Source organism: Agromyces cucurbitae, from assembly GCF_058349945.1.
Map to the genome: position 1 here is coordinate 1058477 of NZ_JBYRES010000001.1, position 20302 is coordinate 1078778.

18 protein-coding genes are annotated in these 20302 nt (G+C 72.4%); 9 read left to right on the top strand and 9 right to left on the bottom strand.

Features of this window, described 5'->3' with window-relative positions; genetic code table 11:
• Positions 1–52 precede the first annotated feature (52 nt).
• The 6 genes from AC3RJ6_RS04945 to AC3RJ6_RS04970 form a co-directional block, all read right to left on the bottom strand.
• Complete coding sequence (locus tag AC3RJ6_RS04945) at positions 53–904, bottom strand: ABC transporter permease (protein ID WP_491425766.1); 852 nt, start codon at positions 902–904, stop codon at positions 53–55.
• Positions 901–1836 carry an ABC transporter permease gene (locus AC3RJ6_RS04950; RefSeq protein WP_491425767.1) on the bottom strand — a complete coding sequence of 312 codons (936 nt, stop codon included), beginning with the start codon at positions 1834–1836 and terminating at the stop codon, positions 901–903. The genes AC3RJ6_RS04945 and AC3RJ6_RS04950 overlap by 4 nt, the downstream gene beginning before the upstream one ends.
• A complete protein-coding gene (locus AC3RJ6_RS04955; protein ID WP_491425768.1) occupies positions 1829–3019 on the bottom strand; it encodes a polyamine ABC transporter substrate-binding protein in 1191 nt (396 codons plus the stop codon). Before AC3RJ6_RS04955 ends, AC3RJ6_RS04950 begins: the two co-directional genes overlap by 8 nt.
• Entirely contained in the window at positions 3016–4197 is a 1182-nt protein-coding gene (locus AC3RJ6_RS04960) for an ABC transporter ATP-binding protein (protein WP_491425769.1), read from the bottom strand. The genes AC3RJ6_RS04955 and AC3RJ6_RS04960 overlap by 4 nt, the downstream gene beginning before the upstream one ends.
• Positions 4198–4447: 250 nt before the next feature.
• Positions 4448–5908, bottom strand: coding sequence for a permease prefix domain 1-containing protein (locus AC3RJ6_RS04965; RefSeq protein ID WP_491425771.1), 1461 nt, complete (start codon positions 5906–5908; stop codon positions 4448–4450).
• Between the two features lies 1 nt (position 5909).
• Positions 5910–6275: a PadR family transcriptional regulator gene (locus tag AC3RJ6_RS04970; RefSeq protein ID WP_491425772.1), complete on the bottom strand. Its 366-nt coding sequence runs from the start codon at positions 6273–6275 to the stop codon at positions 5910–5912.
• 261 nt (positions 6276–6536) lie between these two features.
• Between AC3RJ6_RS04970 and aceA the strand changes: the two genes are divergently transcribed.
• Together aceA and aceB are read left to right on the top strand one after the other, a co-directional pair.
• Entirely contained in the window at positions 6537–7871 is a 1335-nt protein-coding gene (gene aceA, locus AC3RJ6_RS04975; RefSeq protein WP_491425774.1) for an isocitrate lyase, read from the top strand.
• A gap of 107 nt (positions 7872–7978) precedes the next feature.
• The gene (gene aceB / locus AC3RJ6_RS04980; RefSeq protein ID WP_491425775.1) at positions 7979–9664 is read left to right on the top strand and encodes a malate synthase A; all 1686 of its coding nucleotides are present in this window, start codon (positions 7979–7981) and stop codon (positions 9662–9664) included.
• Positions 9665–9868: 204 nt separating this feature from the next.
• On the opposite strand, the gene AC3RJ6_RS04985 is transcribed toward aceB, so the two are convergent.
• Positions 9869–11254, bottom strand: coding sequence for an ATP-binding protein (locus AC3RJ6_RS04985; protein ID WP_491425777.1), 1386 nt, complete (start codon positions 11252–11254; stop codon positions 9869–9871).
• Positions 11255–11394: 140 nt separating this feature from the next.
• Between AC3RJ6_RS04985 and AC3RJ6_RS04990 the strand changes: the two genes are divergently transcribed.
• Positions 11395–11952 (top strand): GNAT family N-acetyltransferase, encoded by a 558-nt coding sequence (locus AC3RJ6_RS04990; protein WP_491425779.1) that lies wholly within the window; start codon positions 11395–11397, stop codon positions 11950–11952.
• Between the two features lie 190 nt (positions 11953–12142).
• Here AC3RJ6_RS04990 and AC3RJ6_RS04995 read toward each other — a convergent pair whose 3' ends face one another.
• Entirely contained in the window at positions 12143–13546 is a 1404-nt protein-coding gene (locus AC3RJ6_RS04995; RefSeq protein ID WP_491425780.1) for an MFS transporter, read from the bottom strand.
• A 55-nt stretch (positions 13547–13601) separates the two neighbouring features.
• On the opposite strand from AC3RJ6_RS04995, the gene AC3RJ6_RS05000 reads away from it, so the two are divergent.
• The 6 genes from AC3RJ6_RS05000 to AC3RJ6_RS05025 all read left to right on the top strand — a co-directional run bounded on the left by AC3RJ6_RS05000 (position 13602) and on the right by AC3RJ6_RS05025 (position 19244).
• A complete protein-coding gene (locus AC3RJ6_RS05000) occupies positions 13602–14558 on the top strand; it encodes an ArsR/SmtB family transcription factor (RefSeq protein WP_491425781.1) in 957 nt (318 codons plus the stop codon).
• 129 nt (positions 14559–14687) lie between these two features.
• On the top strand, positions 14688–14978 hold the full coding sequence (locus tag AC3RJ6_RS05005) for a hypothetical protein (protein WP_491425782.1): 291 nt from the start codon (positions 14688–14690) through the stop codon (positions 14976–14978).
• On the top strand, positions 14975–16297 hold the full coding sequence (locus tag AC3RJ6_RS05010) for a putative T7SS-secreted protein (RefSeq protein ID WP_491425783.1): 1323 nt from the start codon (positions 14975–14977) through the stop codon (positions 16295–16297). The genes AC3RJ6_RS05005 and AC3RJ6_RS05010 overlap by 4 nt, the downstream gene beginning before the upstream one ends.
• Positions 16294–16956 carry a hypothetical protein gene (locus tag AC3RJ6_RS05015; protein WP_491425784.1) on the top strand — a complete coding sequence of 221 codons (663 nt, stop codon included), beginning with the start codon at positions 16294–16296 and terminating at the stop codon, positions 16954–16956. The genes AC3RJ6_RS05010 and AC3RJ6_RS05015 overlap by 4 nt, the downstream gene beginning before the upstream one ends.
• Positions 16957–17052: 96 nt before the next feature.
• Complete coding sequence (locus AC3RJ6_RS05020) at positions 17053–18174, top strand: hypothetical protein (RefSeq protein ID WP_491425785.1); 1122 nt, start codon at positions 17053–17055, stop codon at positions 18172–18174.
• Entirely contained in the window at positions 18171–19244 is a 1074-nt protein-coding gene (locus AC3RJ6_RS05025; RefSeq protein ID WP_491425786.1) for a hypothetical protein, read from the top strand. The genes AC3RJ6_RS05020 and AC3RJ6_RS05025 overlap by 4 nt, the downstream gene beginning before the upstream one ends.
• Positions 19245–19247: 3 nt before the next feature.
• Here the strand turns inward: AC3RJ6_RS05025 and AC3RJ6_RS05030 are convergent, their stop codons facing one another.
• Positions 19248–20237: an NADP-dependent oxidoreductase gene (locus tag AC3RJ6_RS05030; protein ID WP_491425787.1), complete on the bottom strand. Its 990-nt coding sequence runs from the start codon at positions 20235–20237 to the stop codon at positions 19248–19250.
• Positions 20238–20302: the final 65 nt, after the last annotated feature.

Genomic DNA, 20302 nt, shown 5'->3' on the forward strand with positions numbered 1-20302 from the left:
CGGGTGAACGGATGCCGCTGCGCGAGCCCGAGGCATCCGGTTCGCCTGACGGTCAGCCGCCGCTCATGGTGCGCGCGATGTCGGCCGCCGAGTCGCCCGCGCGCTTCAGCACGTAGCCGACGAGCGCGAGCGCCGCGAGCGTGAGCACGAGCATGATCGTCGAGACCGCGGCGATCTCGGGTCGCAGTCCGCTGCGCAGCGCGCTCAGCACGTAGACCGGCCACGGCGTCGAGCCCGACACGCTCACGAACGCCGCGATGACGGTGTTGTCGAGGCTGAGCGTGAACGACAGCAGGAAGCCGGCGAGCACCGCGGGCATCGCGAGCGGCAGGGTCACCCGGCGGAACGTCGTCACGGGCGTCGCGTACAGGTCGGCCGAGGCCTCCTCGAGCTTCGCGTCGAGGCCGACGAGGCGCGCCCGCACGAGATACGCCACGACCGCCACCGAGAACAGCGAATGGCCGATCACGAGCCGCACGATGCCGTCGTTGAAGATCACGATGCCCGCGTCCTGGCCGAGCGTCACCATCCACGGCAGCAGCGAGACCGCGTCGACGATCTCGGGCGTCACCGAGACGAGCAGCAGCAGGCCCAGCAACCACACCTGCCAGCGACCGGGATGCCGCGCCATCGCGAGGCCCGCGAGGGCGCCCAGCAGGGTCGCGACGAGTGCGGCGATGAGCCCCGTCCACACCGACACGAGCACCGCGTCGCGCACGGCGGGCTTCAGGAACAGCGCCAGGAACGAGTCGAAGCCGAAGTGGTCCCAGCTGACGAGGAGCCGCCCGACGTTGAACGACGAGGCGATCACGACCGCGATCGGGAGGAAGAGGAAGATCAGCACGAGGACGCCCCACACGCCGAAGGCGCGATCGGAGAGGCTGCGGGTCGACGGGCGGCTCATGCGCCGGCTCCTTCCACGACGGCGGGGGCGTTCACGGCGCGGGCGCCGACGGGCTCGACCGGGCCGAGCACGAGCCGGTTCCGGTTGCGGGCGGGCAGGGTCACGAGCCAGACGATGCCGGCGCCGAGCGCGACCGACACGAGGATGATGCCGATCAGCACGACCGCCATCGCCGAGCCGAGCGACCAGTTCAGCGCCGTCTGGAACTGGCCGGCGACGAGCTGGCCGACCATGTTGCCCTTGGCGCCGCCGAGCACGGTCGCCGTGATGTAGTCGCCCATGAGCGGGATGTAGACGAGCAGCACGCCGGCGATGATGCCCGGCTGCGCAAGCGGCAGGGTGATGCGGAAGAAGGTCGTCCACTTCGGGGCGCCGAGGTCGGCCGAGGCCTCGCGCAGCGGCCCGCTCACCCGGTCGAACGCGACGAACAGCGGCAGGATCATGAGCGGCAGGTAGTTGTACACGACGCCGAGCAGCACCGCCTGCCGGGTGTTCAGGATCTCGAATGCCGGCAGGCCGATGCCCTGCGCGAGCGTCGAGAGCCAGCCCTCGGGCGCGAGCAGGATCTGCCAGCCGATCGTGCGGACGAGGAAGTTGGTCCAGAACGGCACCATGACGAGCGCCACGAGCAGGCCGCGGCGCTCCGGCCGCACCTTGACCGCCATCCAGTACGCCACGGGCATGCCGATGACGAGGCAGATCGCGGTGCCGGCGAGGCCGATCCACAGCGTGTTGAGGAACGTCGTGAAGAACGCGGGCGTGAACACCTCGGCGTACCGGTCGAACGAGAGGTGCTCGAGCGAGTGCGTCGAGAAGATGTCGGGCTTCTCGCCGAAGCTGAACACGATGACGATCGCGACCGGCACGACGAAGAAGCAGACGAGCCACAGCCACGCGGGCAGCGCGAGCAGGATTCCAGAGTGTTTACGCACCGGCGGCCGCCTTCACCTTCGTCGCGATCTGCACGATGCGCTCCTGCGCGGAGGTGAGTTCGCCCTCGTGCATCGTCGCGAGCTGGTCGGGTTCGAAGAAGATGAGGTCGAGCATCTCGACGCCCGCCTCCTCGGCGGCCGACCTGATGTCGGCCTCGCCCGTGTGGTACCCGATGTAGTCGACCTCGGCGAGCGCGTTCTCGGGCTCGAGCACCCAGTTGATGAATGCGTGCGCCGCCTCGGGTGACGGGGCGCCCGCGGGGATCGCCCAGTTGTCCATCCAGAGCTCGGTCGCGGGGGAGCCGAGCACCCACTTCCACCGCTCCGGGCGGCTCGTGGTCTCGAGGATGCCGAGCCGGGCGTCGCCGTTGAACGCCTGGATGAGCGCCTGGGTGCCCTGCGGGATCGCGCCCGAGCCGGGGTTCGAGTCGAACGCCGAGATGTGCGGGGCGAGCTCGTTCACGAGGAACTGCTCGGCCGCATCGAGGTCGTCGGGGTCCGTCGTGTTCCAGTCGATGCCGTTCGCCCAGAAGTAGAGGCCCGTGAGCTCGGCCGGGTCGTCGAGCATGCTCGTCCTGCCGCTCGCCTCGTTCTTGGCGGCGTCGATGAAGTCGTTCCAGTCGGTCAGCTCGCGCTGGATCACCTCGGTGTCGTACACGAACCCGGTCGTGCCCCACGCCTTGCAGATCGAGTACTCGTTGTCGGGGTCGAACGTGCGGCCGAGGAACTCGGGGTCCATGTGCTTCAGGTTCGGGATGAGGTCGTGGTTGAGCGGCTCGAGCAGCCCGTGGTCGGCCATCGGCTGCACGAACGGACCCGTGGGAACGACGATGTCGTAGCCCGAGGTGCCGCGCGCGCCGACGAGCTTCGCGACCATCTCCTCGTTCGAGCTGAACGACGAGACGGTGATCTTCGGCCCGATCGTCGCCGTGAACTCCTCGAGCACCTCGGGGGCGTCGTAGTCGCCCCACGTGAAGATCGAGAGCTTCTGCTCGAGCGGGCCGCCCGTCGCCTGCGGTGCCTTCGAGGTCGCGGCCGCGGTCGGTGCGCACGCGGCGAGCAGCCCGACCGAGCTCGCGGCCGCCGCGAAGCTCAAGAAGCGGCGACGCGAGATCTCGCGTCCGATCGTGCGGGCGGCCGAGCGGTGCGCGAGGATGCGCAGGCCGCCGTCGGGGCCCGTCACTTCACGGCCTCGGCCGAGAACGCGGCGGTCGGCACCGGGTCGTCGAGCGAGATCACGCCGGCCTCGGCGTCGTCGGGGTAGAGCAGCACGTGCGCCGCCTCCCACTCGCAGGCGACGCGGTCGCCGATCGCGACGGCGGGAGCGTCGGGGGTGGGGCGACGGGCGATGAGCGTGCGGTCGTCGGCGAGCTGCACGAGGTACTGCATCGTCTCGCCGAGGTGCGAGACGCCGAGCAGCGTGCCGTGCACGGCGTTGACCCGACGGTCGCCGTTGGCCGAGGCATCCGCCTTCGCGAGCCGCACGAACTCGGGGCGCACCGCGGCGACGCCGGCGGCGCCGGCCCGCAGTCCGTCGTCGACGGCACCGGCGGCGGCGACGATCGCCTCGGGCGCCTCGACGGCCTGGCCGTGCCCGGCGACCTCGCCGCGGAAGAAGTTCTGCTGGCCGACGAAGCCGGCCACGTACGCCGACGCGGGCTTGGCGTAGATCGAGTCGGGGTCGGCGAGCTGCTCGATGCGGCCCTTGCGCATGATCGCGATGCGGTCGCTCATCGAGAGCGCCTCGCCCTGGTCGTGCGTCACGAAGACGAAGGTGATGCCGAGCTGCGACTGCAGGAGCTTGAGCTCGACCTGCATCTCCTCGCGCAGCTGGCGGTCGAGCGCGCCGAGCGGCTCGTCGAGCAGCAGCACCGAGGGGCGGTTGACGAGGGCGCGCGCGAGGGCGACGCGCTGCTGCTGGCCGCCCGAGAGCTGCGTCGGCTTGCGGTCGGCGAACGAGCGCATCTGGGCGAGGTCGAGGGCGTCGGCGACGCGCTCGCGGATCTCGGCCTTCGGCGTGCGCTTCTGCTGCAGGCCGTAGGCCACGTTCTCGGCGACCGACATGTGCGGGAACAGGGCGTAGGCCTGGAACACCGTGTTGACGTCGCGCTTGTACGGCGGGCGCCCGAGCACCGAGGCGCCCGAGATGCGGATGTCGCCGCCGTCGGGCTGCTCGAAGCCCGCGATCATGCGCAGGGTCGTCGTCTTGCCGCAGCCCGAGGGGCCGAGCAGCGAGATGAACTCGCCCGGCTCGATCGTGAGGCTGAGGGCGTCGACCGCCGTCTGGTCGCCGTATCGCTTCGTGACCCGGTCGATCTCGACCGATCCCGTTGCGCCGCCTGGCGCTGTCGCCGTACTCACCGATGAGACCTCCACGTTCTGCGCGACGTCGCGCTCGGCCCATTCAAGCCATCGCGTCGCAGCCGGGGCAAAACGTACGGGAAGAATCGGACGAACCATCGGGTCGGGCCCGTGGGCACGACAGTTCGTCCGGCCGACCAGTCGGTCGGCCGGACGGCCACCGGAGGCGCTCCCGTGCTCGGGCGCTCGCGCGCTCGGGCGCTCGCGCGCTCAGGCGCTCGCGCGCTCAGGCGCTCGTCCGCCCAGATGCTCAGGCGAACCCGAACAGCGGCGGGAAGACGACGACGAGGATCGCCGCCCACGCGAAGTAGACCGGCAGCATCGCGGTCTGCCAGCGCTCGAGCGCCGCGAAGCCCGTGCGCCGGCGCAGGAACCCGAGCTGCAGCCGCAGCGACCAGGCGAGGTTCACGAGCAGGATGAGGTTGAGGCCGAGCGAGGCCGTCTTGTTGGCGCTGAAGCCGAACTCGCCCGTGCGCGCGAGCATCGCCACGAGCACGATCGCATCGAGCACGAGCGCCGTCGCGAGCATGAGCGCCTGCAGCCGATCGAACCAGCCGGGCGGCAGCAGCGGGTCGCGCGCCGAGATCGAGTAGACGAGCAGCGCGACGACCACGACGAGCACGGCGTCGAACGCGATGAGCAGGTCGCGGCTCACGTCGACGAGGTTCCACTGCAGCAGCGCGGCGACCACGAGGGCGAGCATCATGAGCGTGAACAGCGGCGTGAAGACCTTCGTGAGCACCGGGGCGATGTTCTCGATGACGCGCTGCTTCGCACCGACGAGCCAGGCGGCGACGAGCACGGCGCCCGCCGCGCCGAGCGGCAGCACCCACTCGCCGACGAACTGCATCACGTCGACGCCGATCGAGGCGAACACCGCGACGGTGAGCGCCGAGAGGGCTCCGCCGCCGAGCGCGATGAGCAGGTAGTAGACGAACCACTCGCCGCTGAACCGCACGTAGTCCATGCGCGCGCGCTCGTTGCGCCAGTCGCCGCCGGTGTACGCGACGCCGACCGCGAGCCAGAGCACGACGACCGAGCCGAGCATGGCGATGATCTCGGTCGCCGCGGTGAGACCGGCGACCTCGGCCTCGCCCGTTTCGCCGGGCGCCGTGCCGAACGGGTACAGGTTCAGTGCGAGCCCAGTGCCGACGAACGCGACGGCGACGATCGCGAGCGCGGCGATCGAGGGGCGCCGCCGCCACGCGAACCACAGCGCGAGGAACGGCAGCACGATGACGGCCGCGTTGAGCGCGACGACGGAGGGGTCGCCGGTCGCGAGCTCGACCGCCTTCACGGCGAGTCCGGCGCCGGCGCCGAGCAGCAGCGCGACGGCCAGCCCGTTCGCCCGCCGGAGGAAGGGGAGCGGTCGGCCCGAGGCATCCCGCTCGCCCACGGCGCCCCCGGCGGTGCCGGGACGCTCGGCTGCGTCGTCGGAGAGGACCAGCTGCTTCCACAGCCGTTCGGAGTGCTCGCGGGCGTACTCGCGCGAGAGGTCGTCGGCCCCGCCGAGGCGCTTCACCGCGACGAGGAACGCCTCGTCGGGAGTGAGTCCGGCGGCGACGAAGTGTTCGACGGTGTCGTAGAGGTGGCTCTCGAGCTCGTCGAGGTCGGCCGCGCTCACGGCATCGTGCCGCGCCATCCAGCGGCGCCACGAGGCGACGAGGGCGTCGAGGTCGGCGGGCATGTCGGCGGGGGCGTCGATCGGCATGTCAGACCTCCCCGAGGGCCAGGCGCAGGCGGGGGCCGCCGTCGTCGGGCCAGACCTTGCTGAGCACGTCGCCGACGACCGACCACTGCCGGCGCTGCTCCGCGAGCGCCGCCGCGCCCTGCTCGCTCAGCCGGTAGTGCTTGCGGGGCCGGCCCGAGTCGGCCTGGCGCCACTCGGAGTGCACGTGGCCCTGCCGTTCGAGCCGGTGCAGCAGGGGGTAGAGCATGCCGTCGCTCCATTCGAGCTCGCCGCCCGAGAGCGCGGTGATGCGCTGCAGGATCGCGTAGCCGTACGACTCGCCCTCGGCCAGGATGCCGAGCACGACCGGGGTCGCGGCGGCGGCGACGAGGTCTTTGCCGATGCGCATGGGGGTTCCTCCATACCTTGAGCTGCCGGGTACCTAGAACTGAGAGGTACCTAGAACTGCAAGGTATCACGTCCTGCTGCGCACCCGCGAGCGTTCGCCTCCGATCCGGCTTCTTCCGCCGCGCAGAAATACCGCCGAAGTTCACCCCCCGATTCGTCGGTTCGGCCGGTTGCGTCGGGCGCAGCATGGGTTCACAGACGAGCGGATGCCTCGCCACGAGGCATCCGGAACCGCACAGCAGCACCACCGAAGGAGCACCCCATGAGCACCCCGACCCGCCCCGGCGACCAGACCCAGACCGCGGCCGAGCTGCAGCTCGAGTGGGACGCCGACCCGCGCTGGGAGGGCGTCCGCCGCGACTACACCGCCGAGGACGTCATCGCCCTCCGCGGCCCGGTCCGCGAGGAGCGCACGCTCGCCAAGCGCGGCGCCGAGAAGCTCTGGGAGAACATCCAGAAGAACACGGGCAACGCGTTCGAGCGCATGGAGGACCCCGAGTGGTCGGCCGCGCTCGGAGCCCTCACCGGCAACCAGGCCGTGCAGCAGGTGCGCGCGGGCCTCAAGGCCATCTACCTCTCGGGCTGGCAGGTCGCCGCCGACGCGAACCTCTCGGGCCAGACCTACCCCGACCAGTCGCTCTACCCCGCGAACTCGGTGCCGGCCGTCGTGCGCCGCATCAACAACGCGCTCCTGCGCGCCGGCCAGATCGAGACGGATGCCACTGCCACGGGCATCGCCGACTGGATGGCGCCGATCGTCGCCGACGCCGAGGCCGGCTTCGGCGGACCCCTCAACGCCTACGAGCTCATGCACCAGATGATCGAGGCCGGCGCCGCCGGCGTGCACTGGGAGGACCAGCTCGCGAGCGAGAAGAAGTGCGGCCACATGGGCGGCAAGGTGCTCATCCCGACCTCGCAGCACATCCGCACGATCAACGCGGCCCGCCTCGCGGCCGACGTCGCGGGCGTGCCGTCGATCATCATCGCCCGCACCGACGCGCTCGCCGCGACCCTGCTGACGAGCGACCACGACGAGCGCGACCGCCCGTTCGTCACGGGCGAGCGCACCGCCGAGGGCTTCTACGAGGTGCAGAACGGCATCGAGCCCGTCATCGCCCGCGGCCTCGCCTACGCCGAGTACGCCGACCTGCTCTGGGTCGAGTCGGCCGAGCCCGACCTCGACCTCGCCCGCCGGTTCGCCGAGGCCGTGCACGCGAAGTTCCCGGGCAAGCGCCTCTCGTACAACTGCTCGCCCTCGTTCAACTGGAAGCGCCACCTCGACGACGACCAGATCGCGAAGTTCCAGCGCGAGCTCGCGTCGATGGGCTACGCGTTCCAGTTCATCACCCTCGCGGGCTTCCACGCCCTCAACCACTCCATGTTCACGCTCGCGAAGGACTACAACGAGCGTCACATGTCGGCCTACGTCGAGCTCCAGGAGGCGGAATTCGCCTCGGAGGCCGCCGGCTACACCGCCACGCGCCACCAGCGCGAGGTCGGCACCGGCTACTTCGACCAGATCGCCACCGCGCTGAACCCGCAGAGCGCCACGCTCGCCCTCGTCGGATCGACCGAGGAAGACCAGTTCAACCACTGACGCACTCGTCGGTCGAGTAGGCGCGAAGCGCCGTATCGAGACCACCACCACGGGTCTCGATACGCGCTCCGCGCTACTCGACCGGCACGTCGCAAGGAGACGAAACAATGAGCACCATCACCCTCGAACGCACCGAGACCGAGCCGCGCACCGCGACGGGCAGCTTCGCCGTCGTCGACCCGCGCATCGAGATCACCGCACCGCTCGGCGAGCGCACCGAATTCTCCGAACGGTATGGCGAGATCCTCACCCCCGAGGCGCTCGAGTTCCTCGCCGAGCTGCACGACCGCTTCGCGCACACCCGCCACGAGCTGCTCGCCGCGCGCCTGCAGACCCGCGTCGACGCGGCGAACGGCCGCGACCCGAAGTTCCTGCCCGAGACCGCCCGCATCCGCGAGGACCGCACCTGGCGCGTCGCCGGCGCGGGCCCCGGCCTCGAGGACCGCCGCGTCGAGATCACCGGCCCGACCGACCGCAAGATGGCGATCAACGCGCTCAACAGCGACGCGAAGGTCTGGCTCGCCGACCAGGAGGACGCGACGAGTCCCACGTGGCGCAACGTCGTCGAGGGCCAGCTGAGCCTCTTCGACGCGCTGCGCGACCGGCTCGAGTTCACGAGCCCCGAGGGCAAGCAGTACCGCATCGAGCGCCCGATCGCCGAGACCCCGACGATCGTGTTCCGCCCGCGCGGCTGGCACCTCACCGAGAAGCACCTGAAGTTCCACGACCGGTCGGGCCGCGCGATGCACGCCTCGGGGTCGCTCGTCGACTTCGGCCTCTACTTCTTCCACAACGCGCGCAAGCTCATCGAGCTCGGCAAGGGCCCCTACTTCTACCTGCCGAAGCTCGAGTCGCACCGCGAGGCGAAGCTCTGGAACGACATCTTCGTCTTCGCCCAGGACTACGTCGGCATCCCGCAGGGCACGGTGCGCGCGACCGTCCTCATCGAGACGATCCAGGCCGCGTTCCAGATGGAGGAGATCCTCTTCGAGCTGCGCGACCACTGCGCCGGCCTCAACGCGGGCCGCTGGGACTACATCTTCTCGATCGTGAAGACGTTCCGCAGCCGCGGCCGCCGCTGGGTCTTCCCCGACCGCACGCAGATCACGATGACGGTGCCGTTCATGCGGGCCTACACCGAGCTGCTCGTCTCGACCGCGCACCAGCGCGGGGCGTATGCCATCGGCGGCATGAGCGCGTTCATCCCGAACCGCCGCGACCCCGAGGTGACCGAGCGAGCGCTCGCCGCCGTCTCGGCCGACAAGCGCCGCGAGGCGGGCGACGGGTTCGACGGCACGTGGGTCGCGCACCCCGACCTCATCCCGACGGCTCGCGCCGAGTTCGACGCCGTGCTCGGCGACCGCCCGAACCAGCTCGACCGCCTGCGCGAGGACGTCGAGGTCACCGCGGCCCAGCTGCTCGACATCCCGTCGGTGGGCGGCGCCGTGACCGAGGCCGGCGTGATCGACAACATCCAGATCGCGATCCGGTACATCGAGTCGTGGCTGCGCGGCATCGGCGCGGCCGCGATCGAGAACCTCATGGAGGACGCGGCGACGGCCGAGATCTCGCGCTCGCAGATCTGGCAGTGGCTGCACGACAACACGATCACCGCCGAGGGCACGCGCATCGACCAGACGTACATCGTCCAGGCGATGGGCGAGGCGGTGCGCGGCCTGCCCCGCTTCGAAGGCGACCGCTTCGACGACGCGATCCAGGTGTTCCGCTCGGTCGCGCTCGAGCCCGAGTTCCCCACGTTCCTCACGCTGGGGGCGTACGCCCGCTTCCTGTGACGGGCACCGCCCACGCGGGCGGGAGACCGGGGATGCCCCGGCGGGACACGATCCCGCCGGGGCGTCCCCGCATGCGCTGGTCGAGGAGCGCCGACGTGGAGCGGCGACGCGTCTCGAAACCCGGTGAGACGCTCTCGAGACCGGCTCACCGGGTTTCGATACGCGTGCTCCTTCGTCGCTCGCTTCTCGACCAGCGAGGTGTCGTCAGCGCAGCGGCACGCCCACGTCGCTGCCGCCCTCGGGCGTGAGCCGCGCGTTCATCGAGAGCAGCATCGGCGCCGGCGCGAAGCCGCCGGCGAAGAGCGCCTCGCCCTGCCGGAACCACGGCGACCGGGCGATGAGCGCGGTGGGGGCGTAGCCGAAGTACTCGGCGAGGTTCGCGAGGTCGATCGGCGAGCTCATCTTCATGAGCGCGAGGTTGTCGCACTGCGACACGATGCCGGGGTGCACCTTCGACGGCCGCTGCGTCGAGAGCAGCAGCCAGAGGCCGTACTTGCGCCCCTCGGCGGCGATCTGCTCGATGCGGTCGCGCACCGCGACCGCGAGCGCGGAGGCGGGCGCGGGCGAGCACAGGTTGTGCGCCTCGTCGATGACGAGCAGCGTCGGGCGTCGCTCCTCGCGGCGGTTCCAGAGGTCGTCGAGCACCTGCAGCGCGACGACGAGGTGCTGCTCGGGGGTCGAGAACCCGCCGAGGTCGAGCACCGTGGCGTCGGCGCGCTCCTCGACGATGAGCGAGGCCTCGCGGTGGTGACCGGCCCACACCTCCCAGTCGAGCACACCCATGTTCTCGATGCGCAGGCCGAGCGCGCGCTGCACGGGGTCGCTCGAGCCCAGCAGCTCGGGCAGCACCTCGTCGGGCTCGTCGGCGCTCAGCGTGTCACCGAGATGCACGATCGCGTTGAACTCCTCGCGGTCGACGACGGGGTCGAGGCGCAGCACTGCTGCCTTCGCTTCGAGGCTCAGCGTCCGGAAGCGGGCGCGTAGCGGCTCGGTCCCCGGTGTCGAGGGCCGCAGCACCCGGATGACGCGCTGCCGCAGCAGGTCGGCCGTCGGCCCGCTGGCGTCGGGGTTGAGCTCGCCGAGGCGCACGAAGTCGGAGTTCGGATCGAAGACGACGACCGGCAGCGCCGTGTGCGCGATGAGCTGCTCGAGCACGACGCCGAGCGCGTAGGTCTTGCCCGAGCCGCTCTGGCCGACCCAGAACGTGTGCCGGTTGAAGCGGTGGCCGAGCAGCCGGGCAGGCCGCACCGGCGGGCTGAGGTTGACGCCGATCTCGAGGGTTGCGCCCATCGCCGAGTGCACGTGGTCGATCGTGTCGGCGTCGGCCATCTCGACGGCCGCGGCCTCGAACGGCTGACCGCCCCGCAGGTCGAAGCCGGTGCCCACGATCCGCCCGAGCAGGCGACCGCGCACCGACTGCGGGCCCGCGTCGTCGGTCTCGCGCTCCTCGACGAGGCCGAGGTGGCGGTCGTCGTCGACGACCACGAGCAGCAGTGTGCCCGCGGTGAACGGCGTGCCCGAGGCATCCGGGATCGTGAACGAGCGCCCGTCGTCGGAGTGGGCGAAGAGGGGCGAGCTGCGGTCGGCCATGCGCCGATCATGACACGCACGCTCGGCCGGGCGACAGAGCCGGCCCCCTCCGGCGCGGCGTCGCCGGCGACCCGACCGCCCGGCGCCGTCACCTGCGTCACACGCGACCGCGGCGTCGCCCCCTCTGGCAGAATCGCGACGTGACCGGCGTGACCGAACTCCTCATCCGCCCCGCTGCCGCGGCCGACGTCGACGCGCTCGCCGAGCTCGCCGCCGAGACGTTTCCGCTCGCGTGCCCGCCGCACACCACGGCCGAGGCCGTTGCGGACTTCGTCGCGCGCAACTTCACGGTCGGGCACTTCGCGGGGTATCTCGCCGATCCCGACCGGGTCGTGCTCGTGGCCGAGCGCCTGGCCGAGGCGTCCGCCCGTCTCGTCGGCTACAGCATGCTGATCGGCGGCGAACCGCGCGATACGGATGCCGCGGCCGCCGTCACCGCACGGCCCGCGGTCGAGCTCAGCAAGTTCTACACGCGCGCCGACGAGCACGGCGGCGGCATCGCGTCGCCGCTCATGGCCGCGACGCTCGACGCCGCGCGCGCCACCGGGGCGCTCGTCTGCTGGCTCGGCGTGAATGAGGAGAACGCGCGAGCCATCCGCTTCTACGAGAAGCACGGCTTCACCAAGGCCGGCCGCAAGCACTTCACCGTCGGCGGCCGCATCGAGAACGACTGGGTACTCGCGCAGCCCCTCGCCTGACGCGCGCACCCCCCCCGCTCCGCTTCCGCCGGCCGCGCACGTGCCCTCGGCGCTCCGCCCGGCACTCCGGGGGTGCTTCTGCGACACAGCTCGACCCGACACGCCGCGCGTCGGTCGGGAATGCACCCCGGAGCGGTGAGCCGTCGTGCCGTGCCCGGGCGATGACAGACCGGCGCAGCCCCGCGCGCGGTCAGGCGGCGGCCGCGGATGCCGCGGCGCGAGCCGCCCGGCGGGCGATCCAGGCCGTGCCGAGGCCCGCGGCGAGGAAGATCGCGGCGAGCACCCCCCAACCCCACACGCCGTGCGAGATCGCCGTCGCGTTGACCACGAGCGGGGCCGCGAGCGCGCCGACCGAGTAGCCCATGCCGAACACGCCCTGGTAGGTGCCGGCCCGCACGGGGTCGGCGAGCTCGAAGCTGAGCCCCCAGCCGCCCGCCTGCGACAGCACCTCGGCGAAGGCGTGCGCGAGCGCGGCGACGACGAGCACCGCGATGGCGAAGCCCGTGGGCAGTCCCGCCGCGGCGGCATAGACGAGGCACGCGGCGGCCATGAGCCAGGCGGCGATCGCCGAGACGCGCCCCGCCACCCGCAGGTCGTGCGTGCCGCGCGACATCGGCACCTGGAAGACGACGACGATGACCGTGTTGAGGATGAGCAGCGCGGCGATGAGCACCTCGGGCGCCGCGGTCTCGCGCGTGATCCACAGCGGCACGCCGAGCTCGCCGACTCCGAACTGCATGCCGAAGATCGCGCTGAGCACCGTGAGCGCGAGGTATCGCGGGTCCCGCCACGGCGAGTGCGACCGCCAGTCGCGCCGCTCCGCGGCGATCGCGTCGGCGGTGGCCGCGGCATCCACCGACCCGGTCGCGGTGACCACCTCGGCGACCGCCGGCCGCGCCGGCGCGTCGACGTGCGCGGGCAGCCGCACGAGCTGGAACAGGCCCAGCAGGTAGAGCACGCCCGCGCCGATGATGAGCCCGCGGTACGCCTCGGCGGTGCCGAGCGCGAGGGCGAGCGCGCCGAGCCCCGAGCCGACGGCGATCGACACGTTCGTGACCGTGCGCAGCACCGCGCGGGCGTGCACGCGGCTCTCGCCCTCGAACGCCCGCGCGATGATCGCCGAGCGGGTCGAGTTCGCGCCCTGCTCGAAGAAGCCGCAGACGACCGCGATGACGAGCGCGGTCACGAAGTCGCCCGCGAAGACGTAGGTGATGAGCGCGACGCCCTCGATCGAGGTGAAGAGGATGAGCAGTCGCTTCGCACTGAAGCGGTCGGCGAGCCAGCCGCCGGCGAACGAGGCGACGACACCGGCCGCGCTCGCCGCGGCGAGCACGATCGCGACCTCGCTCGGCGCGAGGCCGACGATGAGGGTGAAGTAGAGCACCGTGACGGCGAGGAAGATGCCGCGGCCGATGCGCGAGATGAGGGTCGCGCCGACGAGGATGCGCAGCACCGGGTCGGCGACGGAGGCGGCCAGGCGGGTGCGCCAGGTCGGGCGGGCGGTTCCGTCGGTCGACGGGGCGGATGCCGCGGGGTCGACGGCCGGCGTCGAGCCGGTGCCGGGGTCGGTCTCGGTGGGGGTGGTAGGGCTCACGGTTCAGTTCTGGCAGAGCCGGGGGGCCGGCGAAATTGATGTAGCGTATGCCTTCATGTTGCGCTACGTGCTGAACGAGACGGATGTCGCGGCCGTGCGCTTCGGCATCTCGCCGCTCAGCGAGCTCGGCCTGTCGTTGCGGGCCGTGCGCGACCCGTCGCGGTTTCCGCTGCAGCTGCCGTGGGTCGCTCGCACCGAGGCGGCGCGGGCGGGTCTCGACCATGCCGTGCTCTCGGCCCTCATCGACGACCGCCTGTGGACGCCCGACTTCCTGAACCCCCGCCCCGAGTCACCGCTCACCCGACTCGACGACGAGTTCGCGGTGCTCGCCGAGACGCCGGCGGAGGTGTTCCGGCGCGACCTCGAGGCCGTCCACGGCGAGGTGCCCGCGGTGTTCGCCGGCTCGCACCGGGCGGCGCTGCGCCGAATCGTCGCCGCGCTCGGCGAGCTCTGGGAGTCGTCGTTCGCCCCGTACTGGCCGCGGATGCGCGCCGTGCTCGAGGCCGACGTCGTGCACCGCGGGCGGATGATCGCGCAGTCGGGGGTCGCATCGATGCTCAACGGGCTGACGAGCACGGTCGAGTTCGCCGACGGCGTGCTCGCGGTCAGGCTGCGGCATCCGCTCGAACGTACCCAGGCGATCGGCGGGTCGGGCCTCACGCTCGTGCCGACGATGTTCACCCGGCGCGCGTCAGCGCCCGTGGGGGACGGCCCGCCGATGCTCATGTACCCCGCCCGCGGCCAGGGCGCCCTCTGGGAGGCCGAGGACGTCGCGAATCCCGCGGCGGTCGCCGCGGTGCTCGGCGAGACCCGCGCCCGGCTGCTCTCGGCCCTCGGCGACCCCGCGTCGTCGACCGAGCTCGGCGTGCGGTTCGGCGTCACCGCCTCGGCGGTGAACCAGCACCTGCGGGTGCTGCGCGACGCCGGCCTCGTGGTCTCGACGCGGTACGGGCACAGCATGCTCTACCTCCGCAGCGAGCTCGGCACGGCCCTGCTGGCGGCGGGGCGGTGACGCCGCCGCTCGCGGCCGACTCCACCTGAACGGGATGCGGCGGCGGGGCCGGTACCGCATGGGCAGCGGTCCCCATCGCGTCTCGGGCCGGGGGCTTCGTATGCTGGTCGGGCGAACTGAGGAGGAAGCATGGGCGACGGCGTCGACATCGATCTCGCGCGGCTCGACGAGGCCGGGCGGCAGCTGACCGCGGTCAAGCACGAGTTCGAGCACGCGTCGAACAACTCGCGTTCGCTCGCCGACGCCGTCGGGCACGACGGGCTCGCCGACGCGCTCATCGACTTCGCCGACAAGTGGGACGACACCCGCGAGGACATGGTCGAGAACATCGGCACCCTCGCCGAGGCCGCCTCCGGCATCTCCGAGGCGTTCTCGCAGCTCGACAGCGAGTACGCGGCGGCGCTCGAGGGCGAGCAGTGAGCCGCCCCGGCGACTGGTCGGCGCTCGGCCTCGGTCGCGACCCGATCCCCGGCGACCCCGGGCACGTGCGCGACGGCGGCCGCGACTACCTCGACGTCGCGATCGCGATCGGCGACGCCGTCGACGCGCTGCGCAGCATGGAGCTCGACGGCGACGAGTCCGACGCAGTGGAGACGCTCATCACGAACGCCGGCGACGTCGCCGACTCGATCTCGCGCGCCGAGGAGCGCTACCGCGAGACCGCGTTCGCCCTCCTCGAGTACGCACCGCGGCTCGCGAGCGCGCAGGAGACGTCGATCGAGGCGCTGCACCTCGCGCAGTCGGCCCGCGACGACGCCGACGAGGCCGAGGCGAAGGAGGCGCGCTACCTGCGCCTCGCCGAGGGCGAGGCCGACGAGCACAAGGCCGTCGAGTACCGCGACCTCGCGCGTCGCGCGGGCGGCGACGCCGACGACGCGGGGGCCGGCCTCGCCCATGCCCGCAACAAGCTCCATGATGCGATCGAGGAGCGCGACCGCGCCGCCCGCGACGCGGAGGACCGCATCCGCGACATCGTCGACAACGACGGCCTCAACGACTCCTGGTGGGACGACTGGGGCGCCGACCTGGTCGCCGTCATCACCGACATCGCCGGCTGGGTCTCGACGATCGCGGGCATCCTCGCGCTCTGCGTCTCGTGGATCCCCGTCATCGGCCAGGCGCTCGCCGGCGTACTGCTGATCGTGGCCGGCGTCGCCGCTGTGATCAACGCGATCGGCAACATCGCGCTCGCCTCGACCGGCGAACGCAGTTGGGTCGACGCCGGCATCAGCATCGTCGGAGCCGTGCTGTCGGTCGTCGGCCTCGGCGCCGTTGCGCGCTCGCTCGGCAAGATGGCCTCGATCGCGCGCATCAACCGGCTCGCGGCGAAGCAGCCGCTCGGGCCGGGCGAGGTGCTCGACCTCGTGCCGCTGCGCGGCGCGAACCGGTTCTCGGTCGCGCAGATCCGCGAGTCCGAGGCGGCGTGGCGCGCTCCCGTGCCCACGTTCGACGAGGGTGCGCCCCTCTACCGCCTGTACGGCGACGGGTCGGGCCAGATCGGCGGCTCGTTCGGCAGCGTCGATCCGACGACACTGCAGTTCCCGCACAACACGCTCGGGCTCCCCGCGAACAACTCGATGGAACGCATGGCGACGTTCGCGGTCGACGCCGGGGCGACCCCGGTCAACGTGCGCCACGCGCTGCCGTACCAGGGCACCCTCGGCGGTGCACCCGAGTACGTGTTCCCGCGCGGCAACGGCGTCACCGTGGTCGACGACGTGCCATTCTCGATCCCGTGACCCGCATCCGCGATCTCGAGTTCCCGCATCGGGCGGCGCTGTACCGCGGCGACGGCAGTGGCGTCGCGGTCGTGCTGCGGTCGAAGCCGCTCGACGCAGGGTCGTGCTGGGCATCGGTCGAGACGCCGGGATCCGGGATCGGTGACGGCTTCCTCTACCTCGAGACGCGCGGCGGCGGCGACGTCGAGGGCGCGCTCGTGCTGCAGGTCTTCGCGTTCTCGGTCTCCGGCGACGCCGACGACGAACGGCCCGACACCTGGTCGACGCACCTCGACCCGAGACTCACCTCGCTCGGCGAGTACGTCGGGGTGGAAGACCCCGACCGGGCGCTCGACGACGACCGTGCGAGCGCCGCGAAGCGTGCCGCCGATGCCGAGCGCGTCCGGGCCGGCACCCTCACGACCCGTGCGGTGATGGACGGCCGCGACTGGACCGTCACCATTCCGCCGACCTTCGGCGACGGCACGACGCATCTGTCCTGCACGGCCGACGACGACGGAGAGGTGCGCCGTCTCGAGACCCGCGAGGATCGGAGCCTCCTCGAGCGGGCGACACGGGTCCCGACGACCATCGAGGCGGTCCGGCAGGTCCGGCGACGGGTGCTCGGGGGCACGCGCGCCGAGACGGTCCGCGTGACCCTGCAGCCCGCCGCGGAATGATCGGAGCGGTACGGCCGCCCGCCGCACGTGCGGCGGAGGCGTCGGCATACGATGGTGGTCACCCTGTTCCCCCTCGCCGACGAAAGGTGACGCGGCATGGCTGAGACCGCGAGGCTCGTCGACCCCGGCGCCGATGTCGGCTCGGTCGCGCTCGCGGCGGCGCTCGCCGCCCGCGACCCGGCGGCGCTCGCGCGGGCGCTCCGCGACGACTGGGTGGTCGTGCCGGTCCGCGAGCGCGACGGCGCCACCGAGATCCGCCTCTTCGCCTTCGACACCGATGCGGATGCCTCGTCGGGGCCGGCGCCGCGCTGGGAGCTCCCGCTCTTCTCGTCGGCGGCGACGCTCGCCGCGTTCCTCGCCGACGAACCGGAACGGCGGTTCGAGTTCGTGCGCGGCCGGTCGCTCACCGAGTTCCTCGCCGACCACCGCGACGTCATCGCGCGCGTCGTGTTCGATCCGGCGGGCACCGATGCCGTTGCGGTCGCGGTCGACGACCTCATCGCGGCGCTCGTGCCGGCTGCCGCATCCGGTGATGCCGCGGCGACCGGCGACGGGGGTGCGCAGCGCTCGGGCATCGCCCCCGACGACCGCGCGGTCGACCTCGTGCTGCCGTTCACCGACGACTGGTTCGTGATCGACCTCACCGATGCCGCGACCGTCGACGATCGCATCGCCGAACTCGTCGATCGCCAGCTCGCGGGGCTCGAGGTCGGTGCGACGTTGCGCACGCAGCTGCGGCAGTGGCTGCGCCGCATGACCTCGGCGGCGATCGGCGGGCGCGGCCGCGAGGTCGCGTTCATGCTGCGCCGCACCGAGCAGGCGGCCGTCGCCCTCTCGCTCACGCGCTACTGGCAGCCGCTCGGCGCTCGCACCGAAGCCCCGGCCCCGCTCGACGAGGTCATCGCGCGGCTGCAGGCCCGCCTCGGCGAGGGCGACGAGCTCGTCGGCGCCGAGCTGCCCGCCGGACGGTTCGTGCGGCACACGCGACTCGGCTCGGGCGACGCCCAGCTCGGCGCGAGCGACATTCCCGTGCTCGCGATCGACTACTGGCTCGAGTTCCCCGACCGGCGCGGCCTCTGCCTCGTCAGCTTCTCGACGCCGCACTCCGATCTCCGCGAGTCGATCCTCGCCCTCACCGATGAGATGGTGACCGAGTCGGCCTGGGTCGTCCACGGCGCGGCGGCGCCCGCCGCCGACGCGGGGCCGGACCGCTCGTGACCCCGCCCGACGGCCCCATCGGCGTCGGAGCCGACCAGCCCATCGGCTCCGAACGGCTCGCCGCGGCGCTCGCCTCGGGCGACGCCGAGGCGATCGGCCGCGCCCTGCGCCTCGATGTCGTCGTCGTGCCGCTCGTGCGCGGCGCCGACGGTGCGACGCAGATCCGGGTGTTCGAGCACGACGGGCCGTCGCTCCAGCTCGTGCTCTTCTCGTCGGTGACGTCGTTCGCCGCGTTCCTCGTCGACGACCCGGCTCGCGAGTTCGACCTGCAGCGGGGCACCGCGCTCGCACCGTTCCTCGAGCAGTACCGCGACCGCATCGGCCGCGTCGTGTTCGACCCGGCCGGCCCGCACCCGGTGATCGCCCCCGTCGACGCCGTGCTCGAGTCGCTCCGTCCGCGCCCCGACGACGACGAGGTCGACTGGCTCGCCGGCGGCGACGGGTCGGGCGCCGCAGCGCCGCCCGCCTCCTCGGACCGACCCGGCACGTCGGACACCCGCTCGGGCGAGGTCATCGACTTCCGGCTCGCGGTGCCGTTGCGCGGCTGGACGCGGATTCCGGCGGGCGACGTGCTCGAGTACCCGAAGCACGCGCTCAGGCAGCTGCGGGGCGAGCTGCGCCGGGTGCCCCGCGCGGAGCGAGCCGGTGCGACCGCCTGGCTCGACGCCGTGATCGCCCGAGTCGCCGGCGCCGAGGGAGCGCGCGAGGTCGGCACGACCGTCGACCTCGACGGCGGCGCGACACCGGTGCTGCTCGCACGGTACTGGCGGCCGGGCGCCGATGCCGCCACCGCGCGCAGCTCGGCGGCCGACGCGACGGGCGGCGAATCGGTCGCGCCCTTCGTGGTCGACGGCGCGGAGTTCGGCGTCGTGCGCACGGTCGAGTCGCTCGATCCCGCGGCGCCCGGCGGACGGACGAGTGCCGTCGAGGTCGTGCTGCCGTGGCCCGACGGCGGCGGCGCCTGCATCGTGCTGCTCACCGCGCCCGCGACGGACCGTCGAGCCGGGCTGCTCGAGATCGCGACCGCGATCATCGGCGGCGGGTCGTGGGCGACCCGCGCTCGCACCTGACCGTCAGGCGGGGTCGGGCGCGACCCGCAGCACGACCTTGCCGCGCACGTGGCCGGCCTCGACGATGCGGTTCGCCTCGGCGCCGTCGGCGAGCGGCAGCTCGCGATCGACGTGCACGCGCACGGCGCCGTCGTCGATCAGCCTCGTGATGACGGCGAGGGTGCGCGCATCGGGCGAGACCGAGTAGCCGGTGGCGCGGATGCCACGGGCCGAGGCCTCCTCGGCCATCGTCGGCCACGAACCGGTCGGCACGTTGACGACGAGACCGCCGGGGCGCAGCGCATCGAGCGAGCGCGTGCCCGTGGCATCCTTCACGTTGCCGACCAGGTCGATCACGACGTCCTGGTCGCGCGCGACCTCTTCGAAGCGCTCGGTCGTGTAGTCGACGACGCGATGGGCGCCGAGGTCGCGGAGGAACTCGGCGTTGCGCGCCGAGGCCGTCGTCGTGACGACGGCCCCGAAATACGCCGCGAACTGTACGGCGAAATGCCCGACCCCGCCGGCTCCCGCATGCACGAGCACCCGCTGGCCGTCGTGCACGCGCGCCGTGTCGACGACCGCGCCCCATGCCGTGAGCGCGGCGAGCGGCACGGCGGCGGCGTGCGCGAAGTCGAGCGAGGCGGGCATCGGGGCGACGCTCATCGAGCTCACCGAGACGAACTCGGCGAAGCTGCCGCCCGTGCGGGGCACGCGCCCCATGCCGTAGACCCGGTCGCCGGGCTGCAGCGGGTGGGCCGCGTACGGCACCTGCTCGACGACGCCCGCGAAGTCATGCCCGAGCACGGCGGGGAACCCGGTGATCGCGGCGGCCGTGCCGCGCCCGGCCCGCGTCTTCACGTCGATCGGGTTGACGCTCGCGGCGACGACGCGCACGAGCACCTCGTCGCTGACGCGCAGAGGCCGCGGCACCTCGGCGAGGTGGAGCTCTTCGGGACCGCCCGTGCGGTCGATCACCAGGGCCCGCATCGCGGGCCGATCGTTCGTGTGCGTCATGCGTCGTCCTCCCGCCTCCATCTTGCCGTGATCGCTAGGCTGCACTCAGCGTCGCGACGAGGGGA